At 28.7% G+C, this 14,018-nt stretch carries 13 protein-coding genes, 1 pseudogene, 1 riboswitch and 1 other annotated feature (1 of these 16 cut by a window edge); of the genes and pseudogenes, 4 read left to right on the plus strand and 10 right to left on the minus strand.

Translation table 11 applies throughout. The annotated features are described in order from the left end of the window. Positions 1–34: a binding site (T-box leader), on the minus strand; it reaches 173 nt to the left of the window's first position. 47 nt (positions 35–81) lie between these two features. The 5 genes and pseudogenes from DWZ53_RS09225 to DWZ53_RS09245 form a co-directional block, all read right to left on the minus strand. Next, positions 82–1,263, minus strand: a complete 1,182-nt coding sequence (locus tag DWZ53_RS09225) for an MFS transporter (protein ID WP_118433752.1) — start codon at positions 1,261–1,263, stop codon at positions 82–84. Next, positions 1,238–1,609: a cyclophilin-like fold protein gene (locus DWZ53_RS09230; RefSeq protein ID WP_118433754.1), complete on the minus strand. Its 372-nt coding sequence runs from the start codon at positions 1,607–1,609 to the stop codon at positions 1,238–1,240. Before DWZ53_RS09230 ends, DWZ53_RS09225 begins: the two co-directional genes overlap by 26 nt. Before the next feature lies 1 nt (position 1,610). After that, positions 1,611–2,156 (minus strand): flavodoxin family protein, encoded by a 546-nt coding sequence (locus DWZ53_RS09235; protein WP_118433756.1) that lies wholly within the window; start codon positions 2,154–2,156, stop codon positions 1,611–1,613. Position 2,157: 1 nt separating this feature from the next. Beyond that, complete coding sequence (locus DWZ53_RS09240) at positions 2,158–2,568, minus strand: cupin domain-containing protein (protein WP_118433758.1); 411 nt, start codon at positions 2,566–2,568, stop codon at positions 2,158–2,160. After that, positions 2,568–3,995 (minus strand): annotated as a pseudogene (locus tag DWZ53_RS09245) (6-phospho-beta-glucosidase). The gene DWZ53_RS09240 and the pseudogene DWZ53_RS09245 overlap by 1 nt, the downstream one beginning before the upstream one ends. A gap of 124 nt (positions 3,996–4,119) precedes the next feature. Here DWZ53_RS09245 and DWZ53_RS09250 point away from each other — a divergent pair. Continuing rightward, on the plus strand, positions 4,120–4,977 hold the full coding sequence (locus tag DWZ53_RS09250) for a LysR family transcriptional regulator (RefSeq protein ID WP_158568235.1): 858 nt from the start codon (positions 4,120–4,122) through the stop codon (positions 4,975–4,977). 1 nt (position 4,978) lies between these two features. On the opposite strand, the gene DWZ53_RS09255 is transcribed toward DWZ53_RS09250, so the two are convergent. After that, on the minus strand, positions 4,979–6,808 hold the full coding sequence (locus DWZ53_RS09255; RefSeq protein WP_118433762.1) for an ATP-binding cassette domain-containing protein: 1,830 nt from the start codon (positions 6,806–6,808) through the stop codon (positions 4,979–4,981). 1 nt (position 6,809) lies between these two features. Continuing rightward, positions 6,810–8,558, minus strand: coding sequence for an ABC transporter ATP-binding protein (locus tag DWZ53_RS09260; RefSeq protein WP_158568237.1), 1,749 nt, complete (start codon positions 8,556–8,558; stop codon positions 6,810–6,812). Positions 8,559–8,596: 38 nt separating this feature from the next. Between DWZ53_RS09260 and DWZ53_RS09265 the strand changes: the two genes are divergently transcribed. Then, positions 8,597–9,541, plus strand: a complete 945-nt coding sequence (locus tag DWZ53_RS09265) for a TIGR01212 family radical SAM protein (RefSeq protein WP_118433766.1) — start codon at positions 8,597–8,599, stop codon at positions 9,539–9,541. A 26-nt stretch (positions 9,542–9,567) separates the two neighbouring features. Here DWZ53_RS09265 and hpf read toward each other — a convergent pair whose 3' ends face one another. From hpf to DWZ53_RS09280, 3 genes are all read right to left on the minus strand, one after another. After that, positions 9,568–10,101: a ribosome hibernation-promoting factor, HPF/YfiA family gene (hpf, locus tag DWZ53_RS09270; RefSeq protein WP_118433768.1), complete on the minus strand. Its 534-nt coding sequence runs from the start codon at positions 10,099–10,101 to the stop codon at positions 9,568–9,570. Positions 10,102–10,224: 123 nt separating this feature from the next. Beyond that, the gene (gene metK, locus DWZ53_RS09275) at positions 10,225–11,370 is read right to left on the minus strand and encodes a methionine adenosyltransferase (RefSeq protein WP_118433770.1); all 1,146 of its coding nucleotides are present in this window, start codon (positions 11,368–11,370) and stop codon (positions 10,225–10,227) included. Positions 11,371–11,430: 60 nt separating this feature from the next. Beyond that, a riboswitch (SAM riboswitch) is annotated at positions 11,431–11,528 on the minus strand. A gap of 288 nt (positions 11,529–11,816) precedes the next feature. Then, the gene (locus DWZ53_RS09280; RefSeq protein WP_118433772.1) at positions 11,817–12,062 is read right to left on the minus strand and encodes a NifU family protein; all 246 of its coding nucleotides are present in this window, start codon (positions 12,060–12,062) and stop codon (positions 11,817–11,819) included. A gap of 197 nt (positions 12,063–12,259) precedes the next feature. On the opposite strand from DWZ53_RS09280, the gene DWZ53_RS09285 reads away from it, so the two are divergent. Then, positions 12,260–12,637, plus strand: coding sequence for a CvfD/Ygs/GSP13 family RNA-binding post-transcriptional regulator (locus DWZ53_RS09285; RefSeq protein ID WP_118433774.1), 378 nt, complete (start codon positions 12,260–12,262; stop codon positions 12,635–12,637). Further along, complete coding sequence (locus tag DWZ53_RS09290; RefSeq protein WP_118433776.1) at positions 12,638–13,918, plus strand: glucose-6-phosphate isomerase; 1,281 nt, start codon at positions 12,638–12,640, stop codon at positions 13,916–13,918. It abuts the gene before it with no gap. Positions 13,919–14,018 lie beyond the last annotated feature (100 nt).

Here is a 14,018-nt window from a genome sequence, read left to right on the forward strand (position 1 = left end):
TGTCTTTGCTAATACTCCTAATCACAGATTTTCTAAATCTTTTTTATTATATCATAACCTAATGAATATGCAATATGATTTTTATATATTCAAATCCAACTTTTTTATCTTATCACTTACAAAAACAATACTTAAGCCAATTAAAGAAATTAAACTTGCTATCAACAATACCGTTTTTACAGATAACACATCGAGGAGAATCCCACCACACAAATCCGCAAAAATACCAGCCAATGTCATCGCCATTGTTATTAGGGCTTGTCCCTTTAATTGATCTTCACTTTGGATATTATCTCGTACATAATAGACCGATGCTGGAATAAATAAAGCATACGCAAAAATTTGTACACATTGAGCCACATAAATGATTGCTATATTAGAGGCTAAAAATGTAAGTAAATGTTTAACGAAGAACATGCTTACAGAGATTTTCATTAATGTATTCGTTTTAATCACTTTATTAATTTTATTAAACAAAAACATCATCGGTAGTTCTACTACTGAAGCAATAAATATTGCTTTTGACATATGTGACGCCCCACCACCTAAGTTTTTTATAATTTGAATTAAATAATGATTAATAAAAGTATGATTAAAGAAAATCAAAATAATTCCCACTAAAAAGCAAGTAAAAAACTTATATTTCTTTAAAAAAGTGATTGTTGATTCTTTTAGATGATGATTATGATGATACTCTTGAACTGTCTCAGTATAATGATATTTTTTTAAAATAAGCATTAAAAAAGCAAAATCAATAACATATAACAAAGGTAACAAAGAAACATCATATACACTCAACAAGTAACCTATCATTAATGATGTTAGTGCATAAGAAAGTGAGCCTAAACCTCTAGCGACACCATAAATAATATGAATTTCTTGATATTCAAAAGCCAAAGAATTCATTAAAGACATCATAGCCATGACTATTGCTAACACAAAAATAACACACCCTATCAAAACAATAGCATATTGATTAAATAAAAATAATATGATTGAAAAAATAAGAACAGTTCCCGTTAAATACAATAGCGTTTTCTTTACTTTTGCATTTTGATACTTTTCTATATAATCTATCAATATCGGTTGTAATAAAACAGATAAAACTTGGCTCATTGCTAGAACAATGCCAATCATTGTATTGGAAAGTCCTTGACTTAAAAGATAAACCGAAATATAGCCAACAACAATACAATATCCAGCATAATAGAAAACAGTATTCAAAGCGTATAATAAATTAAATTTCAATTGAAGTTTCTTCATGATATTCACTTATTTCTATCATTCCTGATAGTTTTTTAATGTTTTCCTGTCCTTTTACTAATTGACCTAATTCATATAAGCCAGGATAAGGTCCAAAATCATCATAATAAAAAACCAGATTATGCCATGGTTCAAAATAGGCTAATGTTGTTATCCCACCACTTGCTAGTGGTGTCTTTTGAGTTTTAATTTTTTTTGGCAGATAAGTTATTTTTTCATTATGAGCATAGTTTTCTACTTCTTGATTAAGTGGCAAGAGAGCTATTAAATCTCGTGCTGCTTGACTATGATTCAACTTATAAATAACTATTTTATCTTGATTTTTAATTTGTATATATTCGTTCATTTTATCCCATCCTATTTCCTAATCGATATGCTTCATTATACTTTTCTTGATCAAGATGTTTTTCGCCAACTTTTCCTTTGCATCCTCCAGCTAAAACTACTCCTAAACTTTTCCACTTAAGTTGCTTGTTTAAAAAATGATAGAATGCTAAAGGTTGATCAAAAGCATAACTACTTTTACTACCACAAGTCATTAATAATACTGTTTCTTTAAATGGATATTCGTCACGGGTTGAAATAGCATATAGGCGATCGATAAATGCTTTAACCATTGAAGAAAGGGACCAAAAATAAAGAGGTGAAGCAAAAACTAAAACATCGCATTTTAAAAATAAAGAGTATAAATTTTGCATATCATCTTGAATATGACAATGATGATCTCTTTGACATTGTTGACAATTAATACAACCATGTATATTTTTATTTCCTAATAATACAAGATGCACTTCGTTACCTTTTTCTTTTGCTCCATCTGCGAAGCTTTTAGCCAAATGATAGGTATTTCCATTTTTCATACCACTACCAACAATAACTAATATATTTTTCACTTTAACATCCAACTTTCATATAGTCTTCATCACTTACCGGTTCACACCATTCATTTGAACTATCTTTTGCTGGAACACCTAAACAGATATGTGAAAACCAGCTATCTTTGCTTGCTCCATGCCAATGTTTGATTTCTGGAGGAATATTCACAACATCCCCCTCTTTTAAAGCAATCGCTTCTTTTCCTTCTTCTTGATACCAACCATGACCACCGGTTACAATTAAGATTTGTCCACCTTTATGGTGAATATGCCAAAAATTACGACAACCTGATTCAAATGTGACTTGTGATATATGTAATCCTTCTGTTGTTAATCTTTGTAAATAACTTGTTCCTGTAAAATATTTATTATATTTTACATTTTCATCTCCAATACCTAATATTTCTGCATAACCTAAATTTCTTTTCATTATAATATCTCTCCTTGACTTTCGATCACTTGCTTATACCAATCAAATGATTTCTTTTTCATTCTCTTTAAAGTTCCATTTCCGTTATTATCTTTATCTACATAAATCAAACCATAACGTTTTTTCATTTCTCCTGTTCCTGCTGAAACAAGATCAATAATTCCCCAAGGGGTATAACCCATTACTTCAACCCCATCAATTTCAATAGCGTCTTTCATTGCTTGAATATGTGCTTTTAAATATTCGATACGATAATCATCTTGAATTTGTTGATTACTTATCTCATCAACCGCACCCAAGCCATTTTCAACAATAAATAAAGGAAGTTGATAATGATCATAAAGCCAATTTAGATCATAACGTAACCCCAACGGATCAATTTGCCATCCCCAATCACTTGCTTGAACATATTCATTTTTCACTTTGTCTGTATGTTCATTGTAATCAAAGTTAGGTGCATTATGATGGGCCTTATTAACAAATGTAAAGTAATAGCTAAAACCAATATAATCTACGGTTCCTTGTTGTAGGATTTTAAAATCTTCGTCTGTTCTATCTAAAACAAATCCTTTTCTTTCAATATACTTTTCCATATATCTAGGATATTGACCTCGGCAATGAACGTCTAAATACCATCCATTTCTAATCTGCATAGCTTTAGTAGCTGACAGCATATCTTCAGGATTGCAACTATAAGGATAAACAGGAACAACGCCTAACATGCATCCAATTTGAAATTCAGGGTTAATTTGATGCCCTATTTGTACCACTAAAGCTGATGCAACAAGTTCATAATGCGTAGCTTGAATTGCAATTTCTTCACGATTTTCTCCTTCTTTAAAAATAATTCCTGAATTTGTAAAAACAGAAAAATCTCTTTGATAATGAACTTGATTATTAATTTCATTAAACGTCATCCAATATTTCACTTTATCTTTATATCTTTTGAAGCATACTGTTGCGTAATTTTTAAAAAATGTAATTAACTTACGATTACGCCAACCACCATATTTTTTTACTAAATGATAAGGCATTTCAAAATGACTTAATGTAATAACTGGTTCTATTCCATTCTTTAGTAATTCATCAAATAGATCATCATAAAACTGTAACCCAGCTTCATTAGGTTCTAATTCATCCCCTAAAGGAAAAATACGAGTCCACGCAATTGATGTTCTAAAACACTTTAAACCAAGTTCCTTAAACATAACTACATCCTCTTTATAATGATGATAAAAATCGATTGCTTCATGATTAGGATAATTTTCTCCATCTAAAATACCATCCGTAATTTTTCTTTCTACGCCATGTTTTCCAGCAGTCATCACATCAGCAATACTTATTCCTTTACCACCTTCATTCTAACCACCTTCAATTTGATGAGCGGCTACAGCACCACCCCATAAAAAATCTTTTGATATCGTCATATCTATCCCTCCTCAACTGTTATTTTAATCATTATGTTTAAAATAACAAATACTTATATTAAATGTGTTCCCATGCCTTTTATCTATATATAAAATATGATAAACTCATGTTGAGGTGATGAATATGGAATTAAGAGTCTTGCGTTATTTTTTAACAGTTATCGAGGAACAAAGTATCACTCATGCTGCCAATAAACTGCACTTAACCCAACCTACTTTATCAAGACAAATAAAAGAATTAGAAGATGAATTGGGTAAGCAACTATTCATTAGAGGAAATCGACAAATCACACTTACTGATGATGGTTATCTTTTAAAAAAAAGAGCCGAAGAATTAGTTGAACTTGCTGACAAAACCTTAAAAGAAATGACAATGAATGATCAAAACTTAAGTGGCGAAATCGTGATAGGTAGTGGTGAAACAATATGTATAGAACCTATTTTCAAATGTATTAGAGAACTTCAAAAGCAATACCCTCATATTCAATTTCATATTATTAGTGGTACGAAAGATGATTTACAAGACCTCCTTGACCAAGGTCTCGTAGATTTTAGTATTATCATTGATAATGTTGATAAGGCAAAGTATCATTATCATACCTTGCCATCTTATGACCAGTTTTGTATTCTTACTAGATATGATGATTCTCTTGCTTTAAAAGATATGATTAAAGAAGATGATTTAAAAGATCTTCCTCTTATCGTTTCTAAGCAAGCTTTAAAAGATCATTATTTACCCCACTATATTCAAGATTCACAAATTGTTTCTACTTATAATTTATCTTTTAATGCATCTTTAATGGTAAAACAAAAAATGGGATATGCTTTAGTCTTAAAACATTTAAATTATCATCCAGAACTCACAACAATTCCACTACAAAATAGTGAAAAATTGAAATGGCACATTATATGGAAAAGACAAGCTATTCTAAAACCTGTTCAAAAGATTTTTATTGATTATTTAATGAAATATATAAATTAAACTATTTTCCTTTTAACCCATCAATAATATTCATCTTTTTAATTTTGAGCGCTGGAATGGTACTACTTATAAAAGTTAATAAAAATGCTACAGCATATACAATAATCAGACTTTTCTTATCTAATACAAGTAAGTGTAATGATTGTCCTAAAGAATGACTAATCATTTCATTTAAACTTTCACTTGTTATTTGTAAAAATAAATAAGCATTTATAAAAGCTACATTCATAATAATCAAGCCTTGAAAATAGACTAATAGCATAACTTGTAGCAATGAGGCTCCCAAACTACGTAAAATAGAAAAATAATGTTCCTTTTTGATGACAATAAGATATAAAATCTCACCAATTAAAAAACAGCAAGAAACAATAGCCAACAAACTAAAGCATAATAAAATAAGCTCTAATTTATTTATTTGTTGATCAATTGTACGGGTTATTTGCTGATTAGTTTTTTTAAAATTTAACTCATTATATTCTTTTACTAATTGATGAATATCTTTATCTTGATTAATAAATACTAAAGCAATATTTCCCCTCCTCAACTGAAATAATTCATTAATATGATCCATATTAGCCATTTCTTTAAAATAAAGAGTATCAAGTAATGTATTTTCTTGACTCACACCTACTATTTTAACTTTTATACTTTTTATTTGATTATAATATTGATAATGTATATAGATTTCTTTATTTAATAAGTTTTGATGAGCAAGACGCTTTAAATGCTGGTATGTTGACTGGCTTAAAACAATTTCCTTATTATTACGATATAATCGTCCTTTTTTTAGCATATTGGACGTTATTTTTTGTGTGCAATCCCCGATGTAGATTGTTTTTTGTTCTTGATATTGAGATAACATAGAAACACCTAGCATTTCTACTTGACTGTTTTCTAGATAGCGTTGCGTTATGGTATGTGTTTGTAATTTTTTTAAATCATCTATCGAAAAAAAATCATTATTCTTTTTGGTAACTTTGATTTGAGTCGTTGGAATAAGTTGATTAATTTGTTTTTTTAATTGCATGCGGGTACTAGAACTTAAAGTAAAGGTTGCTAATATACAAATCAAAGATAACGAAACTAAAAAAGTCATCATGGTATTTAAACGAAATGATGACTTGAAATATTGATAAATCAAGTGAATATAACTCTTTTTTCTTAGTTTTTCATGAGTCAATTGATATAAATGTAATTCTTTTTTATCTAATGTTTTGAATTTTCCATGTTCTAACTTTAATAAAACATCATGATACTGATAGGCTAAATATTGATCATGAGTAATAACGATAACCAATGCTTGTTTAGATAAGTCGTATAACATTTTAAAAATCATTTTACTGTTATTTAAATCTAAAGATCCTGTTGGTTCATCACATAAAATAATAGGACTTTGACTTAACATGGATCTTGCCAGCGCAATCCGTTGTTTTTGTCCTCCAGATACTTTAGAGAGATATCTTTTCTTTAAATCATTTAGTCCTAAATCATCTATAAGGTGTTTTTCTTTTTTTAAAGAAAGACATTTTTTTAAATATCTAACAATTTGATAATTATCTTTAACTGTCATATTTTCAATCAAATTATAATTTTGAAATAAAAAACTGATATATTTTCTTCGATAATGTTTGCATTTTTGTATATCTTGATGATTTATTAAAACTTCTCCTTGATACTTATCATCCAATCCTCCTAATATATGTAACAATGTAGACTTTCCACAACCACTTTCACCTAAAATAACATACATCCCTTTACTAGAAAAAGTATAGTTTAAATCATCTATAATGATATCATCATATTCTTTATATAAATGTCTAATTTCAAGCATTTTATTCCTCCTTTAACAGTTGAACAACATCTATTCTTTTTAATTGTATAATTCCAAGCAAATAGACAACAAATCCTATAAATATATATGTAATAAAGCAAAGAATGTATAAATCATATTGATTGTAAAATAATGTTGGTAAGACAAATAATTGATTGATGTTAAAAATACGAGATGAAAATTTGAATATTTGTCCAATATTATAAGCAAGTACCATCATGGTACTACTAAAAATACCATTTATGATTATCAGCCCACTTATTTCTTTAAATAATAATTGGTACATTTCTCGTGTTGTTAAACCATTGGCTAAAAGCATGGCATATTCTTTTTGTTGTTCAAATAAAATGGTTAATACAATGAATAAAATCAAAATGATTGAAATTATGATACTGATTGTGATAAATATTCTTGCTACAAATCGAAATAACTTTAACATTTCCTGATAACTTTTATATTCTTCTAAAGCCAGACAAATTCCTTGATAATGTTGTGGTAATTTCTGAATATACTTTTTAACACTTTGTTGAGGATAAAAATAACATTGATAATCATTAAGTAACTGTTTTTTTAACAAAGCTGGCATATGCATTGGGGTATAATAAATCATTGGTGTTTTCAAATGGTCATCAATAATATCCTTTACAATCCATTGATATTTCTTGTTGTTATAGCAATAAATGAGTTGAGAGCCTTTTTTGAAACCTTTTTTAGCTGCAAAACGATTGATAATGATTTGGTTTCTTTTTAAATTTTGTATCGGTTCACTTTGAAATGACGGTAATTTGTCAATATTTCCTGCTTCTAATGATAATAAAGATAAAAAATGATACTTTTTTCTTTCTTGTTGAGAAATTTTTTCATGATCTTCTTTTGTAATAATAACAAGATTATGATTAACTGTTTCTAGATACTGATTTCGATAGTATAATTGCATTCCATGTAATCCTGTTATCATATAAGTAATCGCAACAATCATAAAAATTTGTGATAATAGAATCATTAAAATCTTTTTCTTTTGATATTTTAAAAATTGTATTAAATAATATAACATCGACTTGATATTTTTAGTATTTGGATAATAAAAGCCATATTTTTGTTTGAAAAAGATGTATTGTGATTGAAGGTGATTAAAATCAATAATTTTATCAGTATAACGATATAATAAATTTTGATCATGGCTTACCATAACAATTAAATGTCGCTGACTATATTTTTTTAAAAATTGAAAAATAAGAATTTTATTTTCTTTGTTTAATGATGCGGTAGGCTCATCTAAAAAAATGATAGGAGAATGGCATAAAATAGCTCGAATAAAAGCTATACGTTGTTTTTGTCCACCTGATAAATCTCGTACATTCTTATATTTGACATCATTTAATTCAAAGTAAGTTAATAACTTTTCAACTTCTTTTTCATTATAATCAATCCCCTTTATCCAACAATAAACCAAACAATTATGATAAACATCCATATATTCAAATAATCGATAATTTTGATAAACAAAAGAAATATAATCTTTACGATATTGACCTAAATCATCAAATTCTTTTAAATTTTTTCCATCAATAAATATATCTCCTAAATATTTTTGATCTAAACCACTTAAAATATTGAGCAAAGAAGATTTACCACAACCACTTTCTCCAACAATCCCAATTAACCCTGTCTCTGGAAACTTAATAGTCAAATCTTCAAATAAAAACTGCTCATCAAATTTCTTTGTTAAATGTTTTATTTCTAACACCATATCATCCCTCCTCATGTTATAATATGCTTGGTGATAAAATGAATAAATTTAAATATAGTAATGATAATAAAAGATATTATACATACAATTATTTTTTAAAATCTCGTTATCATAAAAAGATTGCCAAGGTATCTTTAAATGCAGGTTTTACATGTCCTAACAGAGATGGTTCTAAAGGATACGGGGGTTGCATCTTTTGTAGTAGCAGTGGATCAGGAGATTATGCCGGTCATATTCAAGATGACTTATTAACACAATTTAATGATGTTTCATCTATGATGTCACAAAAATGGCCGGGATGTGAGTTTATTGCTTATTTTCAAGCAAACACCAATACGTATGGTCCTTTAGATAAAATAAAAAAGGCTATTGAGCCTTTTTTAGACATGGAAAATGTTAAAGAAATTGCAATTGCAACAAGACCAGATTGCCTATCTAAAGATATTGTTGAATATCTTGCTTCTTTAAAAAAGTATAAAGATATTTATATTGAGCTTGGCTTACAAACAATTCATGACCAAACTGGTCAATTCATCAACCGACAACATACTTATCAAGAATTTTTAGATGGACTTCAACTTTTAAGACATTATAATTTAGAAGTATGTGTTCATATTATTAATGGTCTTCCTTATGAAACAAAAGAAATGATGCTTGAAACCGCAAAGGTTGTTGGACAACTTGATATTCAAGCATTAAAAATACATATGCTATATATTGTAGAAAACACAAAGCTTGCTTCTATTTATAAAGAAAATAAATTCAAAATATTATCCAGAGAAGAATACATAGATTTAGTAGTTGAACAACTTCGATATATAAGAGAAGACATTATCATTGAAAGATTGACTGGTGATGGCAAATTGGATGATCTTATCGCTCCAATGTGGTCTATAAAAAAAGTAACTATCTTAAATGATATTGATAAAAAGATGAAAGAATTAGATTGTTATCAAGGGGATTTATATGTAAAAAATCACTAATCTGACGATTAGTGATTTTTATTATGTTATTCTTCTGTTTCAATTAAACCATAGTCACCATCACGACGACGATATACAATACTAATAGAATTCGATTCTGTATCACGATATACGAAGAATGAGTGACCAATTAATTCCATTTGCATAATAGCTTCTTCCATATCCATTGGTTTTGGATTGATTGTTTTCGTTTTAACTAAAACATCTTCTTCCTCTTCTTCTAGTGGTTCAATAGAAGCCATATTAAATGCAAGTTTATTATCTTTTGATTTTCTATTTAATCTTGTCTTGTATTTTCTAATTTGCCCTTCTAATTTGTCAATTACAGCATCGATTGCATTATATAAATCTTCATCAACAACCTCTGCTCTTAAAAGTACGTACTCAGTAGGAATTGTAACTTCAATTTTTTGTCCATAAGGATAAGTTCTGACTAATACTTTTGCTTCAACGTTATCACTTACAATGAAGTATTTATCTAATTTAGATAACTTATCTGCCACCCTCTTTTCAATTGCTTCAGTGATTTCTACGTTTTTTCCTCTTACTGAAATTTTCATAAGAATTCCTCCTTTTCTATAAGTATATTATACAATAAATCTATCTAAAATCATACTGTAAACCCTTAATTTTTACTTCGAATAAGCGTTAAAAGAAAAAAAACTTGATATAACCAAGTTTTTTTATCCTAAATATTTTTTTAATATTTCTACCTTATCTAATTTTTCCCAAGGTAAATTTAAATCACCTCGTCCAAAGTGTCCATATGTTGCCGTATTACTATAAATAGGTGCCTTTAAATTTAAAGTATTAATAATACCTCCAGGTGTTAAATCAAATTCATTTTTAATAGCTGATAGAATAACAGCATGACTTACTTTTTCTGTTTCAAATGTATCAATGAAAACAGAAGTTGGTTCTTTTACACCAATAGCATAAGATAATTGAATTTCAATTTTATCACACATTCCTGCAGCAACAATATTTTTAGCAATATATCTTGCCATATAAGCTGCTGAACGGTCTACTTTTGATGGATCTTTACCAGAGAAAGCACCTCCACCATGGCGTGCATATCCTCCATATGTATCAACAATAATCTTTCTTCCTGTTAATCCTGTATCACCATGAGGTCCACCAATGACAAAACGACCTGTTGGATTAATAAGTACCTTATAATCTGTATTTAAGTAATATTTTTCTACAACAGCATCCATAATTTCTTCTTTAATATATTTTTTAAATGCAACTTCATCAAAATCCGGGTCATGTTGAATTGACATAAGAATTGTATCAATACGTGGTTGTGGATTTGTATAATCAATAGTTACTTGTGCTTTCATATCAGGACGTGCCCATTTGAATTCTCCAGAATGTCTTTTTTCAGTAGCATAGCGTACTAAGTGATGAGCAATAGAAATAGCTAAAGGCATATATCCTTCTGTTTCTTTAGAAGCAAAACCAAACATAATTCCTTGATCCCCTGCTCCCCCAACTTCTTCATTTGTTCCTAAAGCAATATCACTTGATTGGGTATCTAAAACAACATTAATTTGACATGTATGATAATCCATTCCTTTATCTTCACTGTCATAACCTATTTTCTTTAAAACATCCCTTGCTACATTTTCATAATCAACCTTAGCAGATGTCGTGATTTCTCCACCAATGACAATTAAATTTGTTGTAGCAAAACATTCACAGGCAACGCGTGAATGAGGATCTTGCTTTAAACATTCATCTAGAATTGCATCACTTATTTGATCACATACTTTATCTGGATGCCCTTCTGATACTGATTCTGATGTAAATAATACTCTTTCTTTCATTTCTTCCTCCATCATTATAAATAAAAAAGCTTCCTAAAGAGAAAGCAGTTAGGAAGCTTTCTCTTATTGTTCAAGATAAACTTGCTAAGTAAGGCACCTTCTAAACAATAGGGTTGCCACCACATCATCGATCTTCATCTCGTGGTTCTTAATAAGAGTCTTTTTTATTGATAATCTTCTTTTTTTAAACTTGTTATTTTTTCAATAAGCTCATCATTTAAACCAATGTCTTGTAAAATATGAGCTATCTTAATTTGATTTTGTTTCCTTTCATCCATAAATCATCACCTATAAATATCTTTTACTTATAAGCTATAAAATATATCAAAAATTCAACAAAAACATAATATTACAAAATAAGATTAAATGCAAGAGAAATAACCACTAACATTATAGCATGATTATCAATACATTTAATCTTATTATTGTATCAATTTTATTCCTTATTATAATAAATCATTATGAGCTACATTTTGTACTTCTAAAACACCTGGAACTTCTTCCATTAAAATTTGTTCCACCCCATCTTTTAATGTGTCATCCAACATAGTACAGCCTGCACATGCACCTAACATTTTTACAAAAACAATTCCATCTTTGAAATCTACATATTCAATATCTCCCCCATCTCTTTGAAGATAAGGTCTTAATTTTTCAATGACTTTCTTAATTTCTTCTACAGTTTTATCCATTTTTTCTTACTCCTTAATTCTTTATACTATTATACTTTAATTCAATTTATAACTTTTTACAATTATTTTGTTTTATTATCTCCTAAAATTATTTTTTTAGCCTTATTCCTATTATAAATTGAATGAAAATATTTTTCATTAACCAATTTAATATGCCTATATTTTGTGTTATAATGACCTCGCAAGGAGTGAGGTCAATGGCAAAAAACATAAAATGTGGTGATATCATAGATGTAAAAATAACTGGTATTCAACCATATGGAGCATTTGCATTATTACCAGATAATTCTACTGGTTTAATTCATATATCAGAGATATCTGATAAATTTGTTAGAAATATTGATAGTTACGTTCATGTTGGGGAATCAGTCAAAGTGAAAATTATCGATTTTGATAATGCAACAAACCATGCTAAATTGAGTTTAAAAGCAATTGATCATCGTTATCGTAGACGTGATAAACGTATCTACTATAAAAATCCACGCAAATTAATCACAGAAACGCCTAAAGGATTTTCGCCTTTAGAGCAAGCAATGGACAAGTGGCTTAAACAAGGTGTAATGGAGGAAAATTAAATGATTACCTTAGATTTATCAAAAGCAAAACTAACTGAAGATTTAGAATCATACAAAGATAAAGTTGCTGAAATTCATGATATGATTCAAAACAAAACTGGTGCAGGTAATGACTTTTTAGGATGGGTAGAATTACCTGAAAACCATGATAAAGCTGAAGTTGAATTAATTAAAGAAACTGCAGCTAAATTAAGAGAAAAAGTAGATGTATTATTAGTTTGCGGTATTGGAGGATCTTATTTAGGAGCACGTGCTGCAATTGAAGCAATCAACGGTCTATATTCAGATGACAAAGTTGAAATTATTTATGTTGGAAATACTTTTTCATCAAATTATATCAAACAAGTAGCAAAATATGTTGAAGACAAAGATTTTGCAATTAATGTTATTTCTAAATCAGGAACAACTACTGAAACTTCTATTTCTTTTAGAATTTTTAAAGAAATGTGTGAAAAGAAATATGGTAAAGAAGGTGCACGTGAAAGAATCGTTGCAACAACAGATAAAGAAAAAGGTGCTCTTAAAAAATTAGCAACTGATGAAGGATATGTTACTTTTGTTGTACCTGATGATGTTGGTGGACGTTATTCTGTTTTAACAGCAGTAGGATTATTCCCAATCGCCATGGCTGGAATCGACATTGACCAAATGTTAAAAGGTGCTAAAGATGCGATGGTTAAATATAATGATGCAAACATCGAAACAAATGATGCTTATCGTTATGGAGTAGCAAGACAAATTTTAAACAAAGCTGGTTATCCTGCTGAAATGTTTGTAACTTATGAATTACAATTAAATAATGTAGCTGAATGGTGGAAACAATTATATGGGGAATCAGAAGGAAAAGAAAATAAAGGTATTTTACCTCATAGTGCTGTATTCTCTACAGATTTACATTCATTAGGACAATTCATTCAAGAAGGATCAAAAGTATTATATGAAACAATTTTCCAAGTTAAAGAACCAAACGGAGATATTGTTATTCCAAGCGATCCAGATGATTTAGATGGTTTAAATTATCTTGCTGGTAAATCAGTTGATTATGTTAATAAAAAAGCATGTGAAGGAACTATTGATGCTCATGTTAATACTGGAAATGTTCCTAATATTCTTATCACTTTAGATAAAATGGATGCATATGGATTTGGTTATATGGTTTATTTCTTCGAAATGTCATGTGCTATGTCTGTATACTTATTAGGAGTGAACCCTTTCAATCAACCAGGTGTTGAAGTTTATAAAAAGAATATGTTCAAATTACTTGGTAAACCAGGATATTAATACGGACAAAAACATAAATGGATGAAATATTCAAAATTTCATCCATTTTTTTATTGACTTCAAAAGAATGAGATGATATTATAAATGGGCACTGGTCAAG

This window comes from Coprobacillus sp. AF33-1AC, assembly GCF_003475785.1.
Taxonomy (GTDB): Bacteria; Bacillota_I; Bacilli_A; order Erysipelotrichales; family Coprobacillaceae; genus Faecalibacillus.